This is a genomic window from Shewanella sp. SM29, assembly GCF_025654245.1.
GTDB classification, from domain to species: domain Bacteria; phylum Pseudomonadota; class Gammaproteobacteria; order Enterobacterales; family Shewanellaceae; genus Shewanella; species Shewanella oncorhynchi.
The window spans coordinates 121830-137025 of record NZ_JAKKRN010000009.1 but is presented as its reverse complement, the minus strand read 5'-3'; the positions used below and the strand labels follow the sequence as shown (position 1 = coordinate 137025).

At 46.4% G+C, this 15196-nt stretch carries 15 protein-coding genes; 7 read left to right on the top strand and 8 right to left on the bottom strand.

Annotated features, from left to right (window positions below; genetic code table 11):
- Positions 1 to 33 precede the first annotated feature (33 nt).
- The 5 genes from nadA to astE form a co-directional block, all read right to left on the bottom strand.
- Positions 34 to 1116 (bottom strand): quinolinate synthase NadA, encoded by a 1083-nt coding sequence (gene nadA, locus L5L77_RS08560; protein ID WP_028759980.1) that lies wholly within the window; start codon positions 1114 to 1116, stop codon positions 34 to 36.
- Between the two features lie 143 nt (positions 1117 to 1259).
- Positions 1260 to 2867 (bottom strand): dihydrolipoyllysine-residue acetyltransferase, encoded by a 1608-nt coding sequence (locus L5L77_RS08555; RefSeq protein WP_263185604.1) that lies wholly within the window; start codon positions 2865 to 2867, stop codon positions 1260 to 1262.
- Positions 2868 to 2876: 9 nt separating this feature from the next.
- The gene (locus L5L77_RS08550; protein WP_028759982.1) at positions 2877 to 3854 is read right to left on the bottom strand and encodes an alpha-ketoacid dehydrogenase subunit beta; all 978 of its coding nucleotides are present in this window, start codon (positions 3852 to 3854) and stop codon (positions 2877 to 2879) included.
- A gap of 3 nt (positions 3855 to 3857) precedes the next feature.
- Positions 3858 to 5036, bottom strand: a complete 1179-nt coding sequence (locus L5L77_RS08545; protein ID WP_006081586.1) for a thiamine pyrophosphate-dependent dehydrogenase E1 component subunit alpha — start codon at positions 5034 to 5036, stop codon at positions 3858 to 3860.
- Between the two features lie 162 nt (positions 5037 to 5198).
- Complete coding sequence (astE, locus tag L5L77_RS08540; protein ID WP_263185602.1) at positions 5199 to 6233, bottom strand: succinylglutamate desuccinylase; 1035 nt, start codon at positions 6231 to 6233, stop codon at positions 5199 to 5201.
- 330 nt (positions 6234 to 6563) lie between these two features.
- Between astE and msrA the strand changes: the two genes are divergently transcribed.
- Positions 6564 to 7043 (top strand): peptide-methionine (S)-S-oxide reductase MsrA, encoded by a 480-nt coding sequence (msrA, locus tag L5L77_RS08535; protein ID WP_105252470.1) that lies wholly within the window; start codon positions 6564 to 6566, stop codon positions 7041 to 7043.
- 116 nt (positions 7044 to 7159) lie between these two features.
- Here the strand turns inward: msrA and pgm are convergent, their stop codons facing one another.
- Together pgm and seqA are read right to left on the bottom strand one after the other, a co-directional pair.
- Positions 7160 to 8812, bottom strand: a complete 1653-nt coding sequence (gene pgm, locus L5L77_RS08530; RefSeq protein ID WP_263185599.1) for a phosphoglucomutase (alpha-D-glucose-1,6-bisphosphate-dependent) — start codon at positions 8810 to 8812, stop codon at positions 7160 to 7162.
- A 73-nt stretch (positions 8813 to 8885) separates the two neighbouring features.
- Positions 8886 to 9428, bottom strand: a complete 543-nt coding sequence (gene seqA / locus L5L77_RS08525) for a replication initiation negative regulator SeqA (protein ID WP_105252468.1) — start codon at positions 9426 to 9428, stop codon at positions 8886 to 8888.
- A gap of 298 nt (positions 9429 to 9726) precedes the next feature.
- Between seqA and L5L77_RS08520 the strand changes: the two genes are divergently transcribed.
- The 6 genes from L5L77_RS08520 (at position 9727) to efp (ending at position 13590) form a co-directional block, all read left to right on the top strand.
- A complete protein-coding gene (locus tag L5L77_RS08520) occupies positions 9727 to 10503 on the top strand; it encodes an alpha/beta fold hydrolase (RefSeq protein WP_173496693.1) in 777 nt (258 codons plus the stop codon).
- Positions 10504 to 10604: 101 nt separating this feature from the next.
- Positions 10605 to 10826 (top strand): DUF2788 domain-containing protein, encoded by a 222-nt coding sequence (locus L5L77_RS08515; RefSeq protein WP_006081578.1) that lies wholly within the window; start codon positions 10605 to 10607, stop codon positions 10824 to 10826.
- Between the two features lie 10 nt (positions 10827 to 10836).
- Positions 10837 to 11109 (top strand): LexA regulated protein, encoded by a 273-nt coding sequence (ybfE, locus tag L5L77_RS08510; protein ID WP_006081577.1) that lies wholly within the window; start codon positions 10837 to 10839, stop codon positions 11107 to 11109.
- Between the two features lie 54 nt (positions 11110 to 11163).
- Positions 11164 to 11691, top strand: coding sequence for a flavodoxin FldA (gene fldA / locus L5L77_RS08505; protein WP_006081576.1), 528 nt, complete (start codon positions 11164 to 11166; stop codon positions 11689 to 11691).
- A gap of 111 nt (positions 11692 to 11802) precedes the next feature.
- On the top strand, positions 11803 to 12984 hold the full coding sequence (earP, locus tag L5L77_RS08500) for an elongation factor P maturation arginine rhamnosyltransferase EarP (RefSeq protein ID WP_263185597.1): 1182 nt from the start codon (positions 11803 to 11805) through the stop codon (positions 12982 to 12984).
- A gap of 45 nt (positions 12985 to 13029) precedes the next feature.
- Positions 13030 to 13590, top strand: a complete 561-nt coding sequence (gene efp / locus L5L77_RS08495) for an elongation factor P (RefSeq protein ID WP_105252465.1) — start codon at positions 13030 to 13032, stop codon at positions 13588 to 13590.
- A 145-nt stretch (positions 13591 to 13735) separates the two neighbouring features.
- On the opposite strand, the gene L5L77_RS08490 is transcribed toward efp, so the two are convergent.
- Complete coding sequence (locus L5L77_RS08490) at positions 13736 to 15070, bottom strand: glutamine synthetase family protein (protein WP_317629706.1); 1335 nt, start codon at positions 15068 to 15070, stop codon at positions 13736 to 13738.
- Between the last annotated feature and the right edge of the window lie 126 nt (positions 15071 to 15196).

The window sequence follows — 15196 nt, the reverse complement described above, 5'->3', positions numbered from 1 at the left end:
TTTATTAGGCTGAAGAAAAGCTAAATAATGGGCTTAGGCATTACCCTTCACTTTCATATTCAGTGTCTTGGCAAAATCCAGCATACGCGTCAGTGGGATAAGCGCTTTAACTCTTAAGTCTTCATCCACAAAAATCTCATGGGTGGTTTTATCGCTGTCGGCGAGTGACGCTTCAATTGCCTGCAAACCGTTCATCGCCATCCAAGGACAGTGGGCACAGCTCTTACAGGTTGCGCCATTCCCGCCCGTTGGCGCTTCAATTAAAATTTTACCTGGCGCCGCCTGCTGCATTTTATAAAAAATGCCGCGATCGGTTGCCACGATAAAACGCTCATTTGGCATGGTCTGCGCTGCTTTAATCAGTTGACTGGTCGAGCCAACTGCATCGGCCATCGCCACCACACTGGCTGGCGACTCAGGATGCACAAGAATAGCCGCATCTGGGTAAACGCTTTTCATATCGCGCAGCGCATTAGATTTAAACTCGTCGTGAACGATACAATCGCCCTGCCACATCAACATGTCGGCGCCCGTCTGCTTGGCAATATAGCTGCCTAAATGACGATCGGGTCCCCAAATGATCTTTTTGCCTTCGCTGTCTAAGTGCTCTACGATTTCAAGGGCAATACTGGAGGTCACCACCCAATCGGCGCGCGCTTTAACCGCAGCCGAAGTATTGGCGTAAACCACCACAGTATGATCTGGGTGCGCGTCGCAGAAAGCGCTGAACTTATCGATTGGGCAACCTAAGTCCAATGAACAGGTTGCTTCTAAGGTCGGCATTAAAATGGTTTTTTCTGGGCTTAAAATCTTGGCGGTTTCGCCCATAAACTTGACCCCAGCAACGATTAAGGTTTTTGCTGGGTGATCGCGGCCAAAGCGCGCCATTTCTAAGGAGTCTGAAACGCAGCCGCCAGTCTCTTCGGCAAGGGCTTGGATTTCAGGATCGGTATAATAGTGGGCAACCAGAACGGCATCTTTTTCAATGAGCAGTTGCTTGATACGCGCCTTGTAATCGGCTTTTTGCGCATCGGACAAAGGCACTGGTTTAGGCGGAAACGGGTAATCAATGGTTTCTATTGTTGGAGCAAATGGGCTGGGGGCTAACTGACTCATAACACATCCATCAGGATAACTACGTTCGGGAATTATACGTAATCGGGATCAAAAGATTAACCCATTTGTGCAAAGCAAATAAAAAAGGACGCTTTTAGCGTCCTTTTAGCGTCCTTTTAGTGTCAGTTATTCGTGCCAGCGGCTTAGCGCATCGCTAATAACATCTCTTGAGGCTGCTCAAGATACTGTTTCCACAGATTACAGAAGCGAGCAATCGTACCGCCATCGATCACTCTATGGTCACCTGACCAGCTCACTTGCATGATTTGGCGAGCTTCGACTTCCCCTTTCGCGTTAAAGCGCGGTAGGGTTTGCAACTTACCTAAGGCCACAATCGCCACCTCAGGTTTGTTGATAATAGGCGTCGCCACTGTGCCACCTAAGGCGCCAATGTTCGATATGGAAATCGTGCCGTCTTTCAGATCCGCTGGCGCCACGCGGCCGCTGCGGGCTGCTTGGGTCAGACGGGTGATTTCTGCCGCCACTTCTAAAATACTCTTGTCCTGCACGTCTTTGATGTTGGGCACCAAGAGACCGACTTTAGAATCCACCGCCATGCCGATATTGTGACGTGCCTTGTAAGTTAGTTCAGTGCAATCAGCATTCACTTGACTGTTCATCACAGGGAACTGACTTAACGCGAGCGACATTGACTTCATGAAGAAAGGCATCATGGTCAACTTCACTTCATCTGACGAATACTTCACTTTCATGCTTTCACGCAGTGCAACTAAGTCTGTTAAATCAAACTCTTCGCAATAGGTAAAGTGCGGAATGCTCGATACAGATTCCACCATCATGCGTGCCATCACAGCTTTTACGCCGCGAATAGGCTCAACCGTGTCAGCGCGTTGAGTCACTGTAGATGTTGGAACTTGGGTTTGAGATGCTTGAGTCGCTTGAACTGGCGCCTCTTTTACCTGAGCCACACTTGGAGCAGAAACATTGCTCGCGCCTTGTTGGAAGCGAGATATGTCTTCCTTATACACACGGCCGTGCTTTCCTGTGCCAGGTACTTGGCTCAAATCGATATCTAACGACCGCGCCATACGACGAACTGCGGGGCTGGCTAAGGCTTTACCTTGGCGAGCAGGCTCTGCACTCACAGCCTGCGCTGCAGGTGCGGCATTGGCCACAGTATCTGTGTTTGTTGTTGCCGCAGGTGCAGAAGCCGCCTGTTCAACTTCAATGGCAAATAAAGGCGCATGCACTTTGGCAAGCTGACCTTTGCGATAATGCAGTTTGGCTATTTTACCCGCTTTAATGGCAGGAATTTGCACCAGCGCTTTATCTGTCATCACGTCGGCAATCGGTTGATCTTCCTCAACCCAATCACCTTCACTCACCAACCATTCAACTAGTTCACATTCAACAATGCCTTCGCCGATATCTGGTAGCAAGAATTCTTCAATGCTGACAGATGAATGAGATGACGTGGTCGCGTTTGTTACTGCCACTGGCTCAGCCACAGCAGATTCAGCAGTAACAGATTCGCCCGCGATTTCAACTGCACCTTCAATTTTTACGGCATAGAGCGGCGCATGCACTTTCGCAATATCGCCCTTGGCGTAATACAGTTTAGTGACCACGCCCGCAAAAGGCGCAGGGATTTGCACTAAGGCTTTGTCTGTCATGACATCGGCAATCGGCTGATCTTCAACGACAGTGTCGCCTTCTTTGACAAGCCATTCAACCAACTCACACTCCACAACACCTTCGCCAATATCCGGCAAAATAAAATCTTTAATCATACCGGACTCCTAGAAGGTCACTGATGCTTTGATGGCTTCAAACGTTTTGAATGCATCTGGCATGTATTCTTTTTCATGAATGAGTGGGTACGGGGTATCTAAACCACAAACGCGGCTGATGGGCGACTCTAGATACAAGAAGCATTCTTGCTGAATCGTCGCCGCTATCTCACCAGCAAAACCACCGGTTAATGGCGCTTCATGGTTAACCAGTAAACGTCCGGTCTTTTTGACTGAATCGGCAACGGTATCGATATCCCAGGGTGACAAGGTGCGTAAATCGATAACTTCACAGGAGATCCCTTCTTTAGCGGCCATATCGGCGGCTTTTTCAAGGATTTCCATTTGCGCGCCCCACGCCACTAAGGTGATGTCTTTACCTTCGCGAACCACTTCAGCCTTACCCAGTTCAATTTCATAATCGCCCGCGGGCACTTCGCCAACCGATGCACGATATAAACGCTTAGGCTCAAAGAAGATCACCGGATTTTTGTCACGGATTGACGCCAACAGCAGGCCTTTGGCTTGCTCAGGGTTGCGTGGCACCACCACTTTTAACCCCGGCGTCTGGGTAAAATAGGCTTCAGGTGATTGCGAGTGATAATGTCCGCCCGCGATACCGCCGCCATAGGGCGTACGGAACACTAATCCACCGACATCGAATTCATTACCGCTACGGTAACGGAACTTAGCCGACTCGTTGACGATTTGATCAAACGCCGGAAAGATATAATCGGCGAATTGAATTTCAGCCACGGCGGTCATGCCATTTGAGGCTAAACCATTGGCAAAACCGGCAATACCTTGCTCTGTCAACGGCGTATTAAAGCAGCGAGCGCGACCGAATTTTTCTTGAAGACCGGAGGTGGCGCGAAATACCCCGCCAAAGTGGCCCACATCTTCACCAAAAACCACCATGCGTTCATCGGCTTGCATGGCAATCGACAAGGCCTCATTGACGGCCTGTAACATATTCATTTCAGCCACGGCTTATAGTCTCCCTGCACTTTTTGGATAGGCTTGCGGATATTTCTTGATATGTTCTTTAAGATCGGCGAGTTGCTTTTTCAGCACTGGCGTCGGCTTGTCGTACACATCTTCAATAATTTCATCCAGCATAGGCACAGGAATTTTTTCAGCCACTTTTACCGCAGCCAATACTTCTTCACGATATTTTTCATGCAGTTTCACATCATCCGCTTCAGCCAACCAACCTTTGTTGATAAGCCATAATTTGAAGCGTTTAACCGGATCGTGTTGCTGCCACTTGGCTTCTTCATCTTTCGAGCGATAACCTGAGGGATCGTCTGAAGAAGAGTGTGCGCCGAGACGGTAAGTCATGGCTTCAATCAGCACAGGCGCATTATGCTCAATCGCATAGGCACGTGCTTGCTGGGTTGCCGCTAACACGGCCAACATGTCATTGCCGTCTACACGAATGGTGTGCATGCCATAACCCACACCGCGGCTGGCAATACCGTTTCCAGCAAACTGCTCTTCAGTGGGGGTAGAAATCGCGTAGCCATTGTTACGACAGAAGAAAATCACTGGGCATTTCAGTACCGCGGCCATGTTTAGGCCAGCATGAAAATCCCCTTCCGATGCAGCGCCTTCGCCAAAATAACAAACCGCGACTTTGCGCTTACCTTGCATTTTTAAGCTGTAGCCCACACCAGTCGCCTGCGGGATTTGCGTGGCTAACGGTGACGAAATCGTTTGATAATGCAATGCCGCACTGCCGTAATGGATTGGCATTTGGCGACCTTTACCAAGATCTTTCTCGTTACTGAACATCTGATTCATAAACTGTTCAGTGGTAAAGCCGCGATAACGCAGCGCCGCATGCTCACGATATTGTGCGAGGATCACATCTTCTTGATCGAGTGCGGCCACACTGCCGACAATCGCCGCTTCTTCACCCGTACAGGTCATGTAGAAGCTGATGCGTCCTTGACGCTGGGCGCCAAGCATACGTTCATCAAGTACCCGAGTGAATACACAGGTATCGTAAATTTTAGTGGCTAAGGTTTCATCTATCACAGGCAAAACCGCGGTTTCATAAGTGGTGCCGTCGGCTTGTAGAATTCGAAGGATAGGAATGTGTAGCGATGCCTTATCCAAGAAGCCGACACGGTGCACTGTATCAGTGTTGAGTGTTGCTTTGCTCATATTGTGCTCTTGTTATCTCATTACGCATCAAAGCGTTTTGATGCGTCTGTTTATACGAATATGCCCGACGAACATTACGTTAACGTAAACTACCTATCAACCATTGGCATAGCTCAAACCACAAGTTATCCCTGCCACGCATGTATATATTGCTTTACAAGCCTAACGCACGTCCGCATTCACCGCAGGGATCAGGCAAATCACAGTGCGATTGCCAATAGGCACTTTGGCATTAGGGAACACGACAGACTCAAACTCGTGCTCTACTTTAATTTCTTGCCCACCTTCCCGCGCTAAAACAAAGCCCTTCGGGAAAGATCTGAAGTTTTCGACATCAGTTGCGAAGGTAAATTCAAAATCATCGAAATGTTTATTGATGACGCGGCACACTTGGTACAAGTTGACCTTATCGGCATCAAATTCATCCAGCGCCAACGGCTTAGCGGTGATCAAGCGCATGAACATTTCATGGGTGGCGATAAAACGCGTCATGTCGTTCTGCCCCATGGGATACACTTTGCCAAGCTCAATGGTAAAGGCATCAGCGCCGTAACGTTCAGAGGAAAAATAGCTGAAGGTCGTGGTCGGTTCGTGGTGGAAAAGTACTGTATCGACGCCGCTTGCGGCTAAAAACATAATTTGCTCGCCGCTAAAGGCGCGCCCTGGACGATAGGGATAGATAGCGAACTTTTCATGCTTCGAGGCGCGCATCGCCGTGTGCAAATCATAATGAATGCGCTGACGTCCATCGGCAACCGCAGTATAAAAACGATCGACATAGGCTTCGAGTTTTTTCGCGCGTACTCGCTCAGGGTTCACTAACCCTGGTGGATTGGAATGCTCACCACTAAATAGACGATTCATGTTTTCGTCAATAATCCGCGTGCCGTTATTAATCGCTAATGGGTTACCAATGAGAAATAAAGTGCGCTGCTTTGCGATGATCTTTTGCTGTAGAAGTTGTTTAATTAAGCTATTGCAGAGTTCAATGGGCGCGGTCTCGTTACCGTGAACACCGCAGGAAAGCACAATATCTTTTCCTTCATTCTGTATTGGTTCGAAAACAATAACACCGGTATCCCACACTTCCACTTGAGTATGATCGCCTAAGTTAAATGAAAATTCGCCATCGAACTGTTCAGGATGGGCTAAGGTGAGCGCTAAAAAATCCTTTGAATCTAACAGAGCTTGTAACACAGAATTCTCCTTATAATGATGTGTAACAGTATTGGCGCAATAGCATAAGTACAGGCAGTAATAACCACTTAAGCATTTATCTCACTGCGGTTAGTCTCACTCGCACCTAAAAAACGGCTTCAATACTAACACATGTTTTTAGTGCTGTTCTCAGACATTTATTGCCGTAGGACCCAGTTTTAAGCGGAATGACATTCAACTAAGCTGATTGTTAAATTCTTAGGACATTCCCTAAGAATTTCCCATGATAAATATTCCAGCTTGAGGCTTGCTTTTGCACTCAAGTTTTATCACAATCCTTAGCCATCTAGACTTCTATTGGATTTAATTATGGCGTTAGCAACCTTTGGTGCCGGCTGTTTCTGGGGCGTAGAGTATTTTTTTAGACAAGTGAACGGCGTATCCAATGCCACCTGCGGCTATATGGGCGGCAATAATGCGGCGACGAGCTATGAAGAAGTCAAAAAAGGCAAAACGGGCCATGCCGAAGTGGTGCAAGTGGAATTTGACCCTGCCCTTGTCAGTTATGAAGACTTGCTCGATGTATTTTGGAAAAACCATAATCCTACGAGTCTGAACATGCAAGGCGGAGATATTGGCACTCAATATCGCAGCACCATTTTCTTCCACGACCGTGAGCAAAAAGCGGCCGCAGAAGCCTCAAAGTTAGCTTTTGCCCGCTCGGGCCGTTGGGGATTACGCCATATCGTTACTGAAATAGTGCCACTTCAACAGTTCCATGTGGCTGAGGAATATCATCAAAATTACATCGATAAGAATAACTTACCGAGTTGTCATATCGAGTACTAAATACGGTCAAATCAGTATTAGATCAACTACTCACAGCTGAATTAGACACAAACAAAAACGCACTCAAATCTGAGTGCGTTTTTTATTTTGAGACGTTAGCTAAACCTACTACTGCATTAAGCGTTTAGCGCCTTATCAATTAATGCCTGCGCATCTTTGATGATCTCAGCCAAATGCTGCTCACTGATAAAACTTTCGCCGTAGATTTTAAATAACGCTTCAGTGCCCGATGGACGCGCCGCAAACCACCCATTAGCTGTGGTAACTTTGATGCCGCCAATCGCCGCATTATTGCCTGGCGCATGGGTTAACACGTTTTCGATTGTCTCACCTGCAAGCACAGTGGCATTTAAAGTATCGGCATTGAGCAAAGCAAACTTGGCTTTGTTTTCAAGGCTGATTGGGCTATCGATACGCTTATAGAAACTTTGGCCAAATTGTTTTACTAGCTCTTGATGGCGTTGACCTGGGGTTTTCCCTGTCACCGCAAGAATTTCTGCGGCAAGTAACCCTAAAATGAAGCCGTCTTTATCTGTGCACCATGTACTGCCATCACGACGTAAAAATGCCGCGCCAGCACTCTCTTCACCGCCAAAGGCGATTGTGGCTTCGGCTAAACCGTCGACAAACCACTTAAAGCCCACTGGCACTTCGAGTAACTTTTTGCCGTGGAAAGCACAGATTTTATCGATAAGCGCACTCGATACTAAGGTTTTACCTATGGCTAAGGTATCGCTCCAATCTGGTCTGTGTGTCAGTAAATAATCGATAGCGACCGCAAGATAATGATTCGGATCCATCAAACCCGTACCAGGGCAAACTATGCCGTGACGGTCATAGTCGGGATCATTACCAAGGCATAAATCAAAGGATTCTTTATGGGCGAGTAACCCGGCCATCGCGTAGGGAGATGAGCAATCCATGCGGATTTTGCCGTCTTTATCCAGCGGCATAAAGCTAAAGCTTGGGTCAACTTTATCATTAACTAACGTGATATCGAGCCCATAACGCGCGGCAATCGGTGCCCAATAGAAAATCCCTGAACCACCGAGCGGGTCAACGCCGATGCGCAGCTTAGCGTTGGCAATCGCCTGCATGTCGATAACATTCTCTAAATCAGCCACATAGGGTGTAATCAAGTCAATGGCTTGCACATAACCCGAAGTCAGCGCATCGGCATAGGCTGATTTTTGCACGCCAACTAATGCTTGGCGCAGGTAATCATTGGCCCGCGATTCAATCCAAGCCGTGATATTACCTTCGGCCGGTCCACCATGGGGTGGATTGTACTTGATGCCACCGTCCTGAGGCGGATTGTGGGAAGGCGTAATGATCAAACCATCGGACAATGCAGCACCCGTAATATTGGCTTCGCGATTGGCGCAAATCACCCCATGGGAAACCACTGGCGTAGGTGTAAATCCGTCGTTCTGTTGGATTTTCACTGTGACTTTATTTGCCGCCAGCACTTCAATTGCCGACAAATAGGCCGCATAGGATAACGCATGGGTGTCAATCCCAAGGATCAGCGGCCCATCGATATTTGCCGATTGACGGTAGTCCACTACAGCTTGGGTAATCGCCCAAATGTGTTGTTGGTTAAAACTGCCATTGAAGGCGCAGCCTCTGTGCCCAGAAGTGCCAAAGGTGACGCGTTGTTGTACGTCATCCATATTTGGCGTGATGCTGTAATAATGGCTCATCAGTTTTGGAATATTGACCAGATCCGTCTGATTAGCGATTTGTCCTGCCCTTTGATGTATTGCCACCGATGGCTCTCCTGCACTCAATTACAATTAGAAAAAGTAGAAAAATGTCGTACTAACTTGGCTCATCCGCGGATTAAACGCGCTCGGCGATACCCGCTGCTACTGTCGCATCACAACCAAATTGCACTAAAACTTCCGATAAAATAGTGCGTTTCTTGGCGGTATTGTTGTTACTCGTTACCCAGAAACCACTTGTACCAATTTCTTTTGGGTTAGCCGAAGCACTCGCTTCGAGCAGTTGCTCCTTAGAGCGAGCAAAATACAAACGATCGCGCCCTTGGATCTGCAAAATTTGTGAGAATTGCTCTGGGGCTAATTGATACAAACTTTCGAGCAAAAACAGAAAACGACCTACTGCGCCTTTTTGCTGCGATAACTGATGTTCATCGACTAAGCGACTAAAATCATTCACTGCTGGCACTGTTTGCGCCGCGACGGGCTGAATAGGTTCAGCTTCAAGGCTCGGTTGGCTAATCGCCAAAGGCTGAGGTTGTTCGACCGCATCGACGGACAGGCCGAGTAATCGACGAAGAATGTCAGAGGCGCTCTCACCAATTCGTTCTGTTTTGCTGGCAATATGACGATAGAGCTCTTCATCTACTTCGATATATTTCATAACCTTAATTATCCTTTGTTATTCAACAGGCTTAACCGAAAAAAGTGTACCACAGCGATCGGGGCAGATCATTGCGATCTGTTACCAGTGTATCTATCTCTATCAATCTGATAAAGCGCCATTATTCTAAAAGTGCGGGAAATAGCACAGCAAACTAGCAGTTAATCGACAATTGCCGAAAAAGCACACAAGTTACTGGCCGCCCCCACTATAGAAATAGCAACTGACTTGTCAAGCCAACGGCATTAAGGGCACAATTCGCGTCACGCTAAGCTAAAAATCTCCAACAGGAATCACCATGAACTTTGTTTCTACAGGCCAAGGACCCGCAGTGCTCTTGATCCACGGCTTGTTCGGTAATCTAGATAACCTCAAAGGTCTAGGGCAAGTATTAGAAAATCAGTATCAAGTTATTCGTGTCGATGTGCCCAATCATGGTTTAAGTGAGCATTGGGATCAAATGGACTACCCTCGCCTCGCCACTGCAATGATCAGCTTGCTCGACGAACTGGCTATTGAACGCGCCCATATTGTGGGTCACTCCATGGGGGGTAAAATCGCCATGGCGACGGCGTTAGCCTTTCCTGAGCGCATTATCAGTATGGTGGCAGCCGATATCGCCCCCGTCGCCTATGAGCCAAGACACGACACAGTGTTTGCGGCATTAGAAAGCCTGCCCTTAGAAGGCCATACCGACAGACGCTTTGCCCTAAACCACTTAATTGACAATGGTATTGACGAAGCAACGGCACAATTTTTACTCAAAAATCTACAACGCACTGATACTGGTTTTCGTTGGAAAATGAACTTAAGTGGTCTAAAGGCTTGTTATCCTAATATTATTGGCTGGCAAAATCAGACACTAAATCCAGTACAAAGCTATGCTGGACCAAGTCTGTTTATTCGCGGCGGCGACTCAAATTATGTCACTAGCGAGCACAGAAGCGCTATCATGGCGCAATTCCCCGCGGCACAGGCAAAAACACTTGAAGGATGTGGTCATTGGTTGCATGCGCAAAAACCCGTCATTTTTAACCGGATCGTGTCTGAATTTATTGACAAACATTCAATGTAAATCAGCAGCAAACTCGACCGAAAGCATATGGCAGCCGCCATCTTGTTGTGATATATTCGCGCCTCTTTTGGCCTTAGAACACTCTCAAGGACTAAGAAAGTATGTTATCTCAGTACATGGAACAAATTGAAACCATCGGCCTGAACCTGTTTTTTGCCTCGATATTTTTCTTTATCGGCATGGCCATCCACGATGTGCTTAAACAAGGTAACGTGCCAAAATTTGGTCGATTTATTGTTTGGTTAGTGTTATTTCTCGGCTGCGCCGGGTTTATTGTAAAAGGTATTATCCAGATCACTTGGGAAGGCTCAGGGATCGGTTAACAATAAGAACATGGCAAAAGAAGCGACAGACAGAACCACTATTGACCTTTTTGCCAATGAAAAGCGCCGGGGCCGCCCAAGAAGTAATCCTTTGTCCCGTAGCCAACAGCTTAAGGTCAACAAACGCAATCAAATCCAGCGCGATAAAGCCAACGGATTAAAGCGAATAGAGTTAAAGGTGTCACAAGATTTGTATGACGCCTTGAATGAGCAGGCATTGGCCAGTAACATCAGCCGTAGCCAGTTAATCGAATTAATTCTTCAGCAACAAGTTGAGTGCTGAACGAGTACCAGCAAGATTAACCTAATAAGTGAACTAGACATTAAAGGATAGACAATGGCAACTGTAGGTCTTTTTTTCGGTAGCGACACAGGTAACACCGAAGCTGTAGCCAAGATGATCCAGAAAAAACTGGGTAAAAAAATGGTTGAGGTGAAAGATATCGCCAAAAGTACCAAAGAACAGATTGCAGAGTATGACTTGCTGCTGTTCGGCATCCCGACCTGGTATTACGGTGAAGCGCAATGTGACTGGGATGATTTCTTCCCTGAATTAGAGCAAATTGATTTTACTGACAAACTTGTCGCTATTTTTGGTTGTGGTGATCAAGAAGACTACGCTGAGTACTTCCTTGATGCTATGGGCATGGTTGGCGATATTGTTCAGGCCCGTGGTGGCATCATCATCGGCCATTGGCCAACTGCAAGCTACAATTTTGAAGCCTCTAAAGGTCAAGTCGATGACGACCACTTTATTGGTTTAGGTATCGATGAAGATCGCCAGCCAGAGCTGACTGAAGAACGTGTTGATGCTTGGGTTAAGCAAATTTACGAAGAAATGTGTTTAGCTGAATTAGAAGATTAATTCTGTTAACCATTTGATTAAAGCGGCTTAACGCCGCTTTTTTTATGCATATATTTCTACTTGTTGCAACTATCTACTTGTTGTAACTAAGAATAACGACATACCACACTCATGACCAACACACCCAGCTCCACCCATTGGGATATCTTTTGTACCGTCGTCGATAACTATGGCGATATTGGCGTCACTTGGCGTTTAGCCAAACAAATGGCTAATGAGTACCACATTCCAGTTAATTTGTGGGTCGACGACCTCGCAAGCTTCTCCCATATTTTACCGACACTTGAACCACTAAAAGCCACTCAAACCTTCAATGGTGTGAATATTATTCATTGGAAAGAGCGTTTGCCTGTAGCGTTTGTCGCAGGAGCTGTGCTCATCGAAGCCTTTGCCTGTGAACTCCCCGAACAGGTAAAAGAGCAGTTGGTTTATTTACATCAGAACGCCCCAAAATCTGTACCTGTTTGGCTGAATTTAGAGTATTTAAGCGCAGAGGATTGGGTTGAAGGCTGCCATGGTTTGCCATCGTTACAAGCCAATGGTTTGAAGAAGTATTTCTACTTTCCCGGTTTTAGCGCCAAAACGGGTGGACTCATTTGCGAGCAAAATTTGTTTGCAGAGCGTGATGCTTGGCAAGCTGATACTGCCAATAAATTGCAGCTTTTTACTGTTCTAGGTCTTAAGGACATTCAGGCACAAGACACTGTTATTAGCGTTTTTAGCTATGAGACCGAGGCGCTACCTGCATTATGTGAGTTATGGCAGCAATCGGCAGAAAAAATCCATGCGCTGATCCCCAAGGGGCGTAGCTTAAACAGTCTGACGCATCTACTACCCTGTGAAATTGCCGCTCTAGTGCCGGGTCAACAGATAAATCATGGTAATTTAACCCTGCACATTTTACCTATGACTGACCAACAGGGGTTTGATCGCCTGCTCTGGAGCTGTGATTTTAATATCGTGCGCGGTGAAGATTCCTTTTTACGTGCCCAATGGGCCGCAAAACCCTTCATTTGGCACATTTATCCCCAAGAAGATGATTATCACCTCGTAAAATTAGAAGCTTTTCTCAAACTTTACTGCGATAATCTGCCACCTAAAATTGCTTGTTATTGGTCTGAATTGAATCTCGCGTTCAACCAAGCACAGCAATCAGCCGTGAGCCTTCACTGGCAAAACCTTAATCCTGTTAATTTGCCCTTGTTGCATCACCATGCTAAACAATGGCCAATTAATGCATTAAATGCTGCAGATCTCGCTACTCGACTAGTTCAGTTCGTTAAAAACAGCTAAGATACTGCGCGAAAACAGAAAAATCTAAATATAGGAAATAGTGTAATGAAAACTGCTCATGAAATCCGTCCTGGTAACGTGATCATGTTAGATGGCAGCCCATGGGTTGTGCAGAAAACTGAAACAACTCGTTCTGGCCGTAACGCTGCTATCGTTAAGTTAAAGTTGAAAAACTTACTGCTTAACTCTGGTACTGAAACGACTTTCAAAGGTGAAGATAAGTTAGAAGACATCATCTTAGATCGTCTTGACTGCACATATTCTTACTTTGCAGATCCTATGTTTGTATTCATGGATGCAGAATACAACCAATACGACGTAGAAGCTGAAAACCTAGGTGATGCAGCGGCTTATATCGTTGACGGTATGGAAGAAACTTGCCAAGTGACTTTCTATGATGGCAAAGCTATCTCTGTTGAAATGCCAACCACTATCGTCCGTGAAGTGATCTACACTGAGCCTTCAGCTCGTGGCGATACTTCAGGTAAAGTAATGAAGCCAGCGACTATCACTGGCGGTGGCACAGTAAGTGTTGCTGACTTCGTGAAAGTAGGCGACAAAATTGAAATCGACACTCGTACTGGTGAATTCAAGAAGCGCGTTTAATCGCCCTTCTCGTTTCCAGACAAAGAAAAGCCAGTGCTTGCACTGGCTTTTTTGTTGCTATTTTTTAGTTGAACATTTTTAAGACTCTTAAGTCATTGAAGGGGTAAAACTTTTATAAGTAATAATTCCCTTATTCATAAAAGCGTTAGCATTGCGGCCCTAAGAAACGTCGCTCCCAAGCCCCTATCTCACTCAAATAACTTTGGAATTCAATTTCCTTCACCGATACAAAGCCAGTGACAAAATCGTCCCCGAGTAAGCGTCGTGCCGAATCACTTTGGCGCATTTGCGTTAACGCAGCTAAAAATGTCTGCGCTAGGTCATGGCTGCTATCGTAGGCGCTCCCGGTTTCTGGTGCACTTGGCGATAATTTTTCTTCTATTCCGGCAAGGCCCGCTGCCAAAGATGCGGCAATCATCAGGTACGGATTAGCATCGGCGCCCGCAATGCGATTCTCTACCCGTCTCGCCACCGGAGCACTCAATGGCACACGTAAGCCAGTGGTGCGATTATCAACGCCCCAACTTAAATTAATCGGCGCTTGACTGCCGGAAATGTAACGTCTAAATGAATTGATATTGGGTGCGAATAACAACATTAAATCAGGTAGATACTTTTGTAATCCGCCGATGTAGTGGTGAAAACGGTCAGTGTCGCTACCATCTGCATGGCTGAAAATATTATGACCTTTCTCATCGACGACACTTTGATGTAAATGCATAGAACTGCCGGGTTGACCCGCTATGGGTTTTGCCATAAAAATCGCATTCAAACCATGTTTTATGGCGATTTCTTTCGCGGCATATTTGAACATAAAGGCTTGATCTGCAAGAGCCAACGGATCACCATGCACTAAGTTAATTTCATATTGTGATAGCCCCATTTCATGGATCCAAGTATCACCTTTAATCCCAATCGCATCGATGGCGGCATTAAACTCATCCCAAAATGGTGCGAGTTCATTGAGCATATTCATGCTAAACGCGGATTGACCATTTTCAACTCGGCCACTTTTTGAAATGGGCGCCTGATACGGAACACTCGGATCGGTATTCGCCTCCGTAAGATAAAATTCAATCTCGGGTGCCACCACAGGGGTTAACCCCAAGGCTTGGTAACGAGCCAGCACATTTTTTAACATAGAGCGCGGCGCAAATGGACATAAATTACCATCCAGTAATACGCAGTCATGGATGGCAAATGCGCGCGGCACTGTGCTCCATGGGATCATCTTGAGGGTGCTGTAATCGGGGACGAGTAAAAGATCAGGATCAGCATCAGGGAAAACAGGATCGTAGGAATACTCACCGGTAATCGCTTGCATCGAAATAGCTTGGGCAATACGTAATTCAGCACCCTGAGCAAAACTTCGGGCTGGCATAAGCTTTCCCCTTGGATAGCCTGAAATATCAGGGAATAAACACTCGACATCACGTATTATGCCGTGCTCGAAAAACGCAGTAAGAAGAGTTGAGTCCATTTGATTCGTTTGCCACTAATGTTGAAAATAATGCCCTGAAGGATGCAAAGTATAATCAGGCTTTGATTTGAAAAGCTACATGGCGACGATGAAATATGTAAAATATAAATGACAATTTCGTAAAAT

What these genes read in the sequence shown, in the direction of transcription:
- L5L77_RS08555 (WP_263185604.1), bottom strand. Translation starts at nt 2,867, where the DNA reads ATGATTAAAGATTTTATTTTGCCGGATATTGGCGAAGGTGTTGTGGAG.
- fldA (WP_006081576.1), top strand. Translation starts at nt 11,164, where the DNA reads ATGGCAACTGTAGGTCTTTTTTTCGGTAGCGACACAGGTAACACCGAA.
- msrA (WP_105252470.1), top strand. Translation starts at nt 6,564, where the DNA reads ATGGCGTTAGCAACCTTTGGTGCCGGCTGTTTCTGGGGCGTAGAGTAT.
- L5L77_RS08545 (WP_006081586.1), bottom strand. Translation starts at nt 5,036, where the DNA reads ATGAGCAAAGCAACACTCAACACTGATACAGTGCACCGTGTCGGCTTC.
- L5L77_RS08515 (WP_006081578.1), top strand. Translation starts at nt 10,605, where the DNA reads ATGTTATCTCAGTACATGGAACAAATTGAAACCATCGGCCTGAACCTG.
- L5L77_RS08520 (WP_173496693.1), top strand. Translation starts at nt 9,727, where the DNA reads ATGAACTTTGTTTCTACAGGCCAAGGACCCGCAGTGCTCTTGATCCAC.
- L5L77_RS08490 (WP_317629706.1), bottom strand. Translation starts at nt 15,070, where the DNA reads ATGGACTCAACTCTTCTTACTGCGTTTTTCGAGCACGGCATAATACGT.
- earP (WP_263185597.1), top strand. Translation starts at nt 11,803, where the DNA reads ATGACCAACACACCCAGCTCCACCCATTGGGATATCTTTTGTACCGTC.
- efp (WP_105252465.1), top strand. Translation starts at nt 13,030, where the DNA reads ATGAAAACTGCTCATGAAATCCGTCCTGGTAACGTGATCATGTTAGAT.
- seqA (WP_105252468.1), bottom strand. Translation starts at nt 9,428, where the DNA reads ATGAAATATATCGAAGTAGATGAAGAGCTCTATCGTCATATTGCCAGC.
- ybfE (WP_006081577.1), top strand. Translation starts at nt 10,837, where the DNA reads ATGGCAAAAGAAGCGACAGACAGAACCACTATTGACCTTTTTGCCAAT.
- nadA (WP_028759980.1), bottom strand. Translation starts at nt 1,116, where the DNA reads ATGAGTCAGTTAGCCCCCAGCCCATTTGCTCCAACAATAGAAACCATT.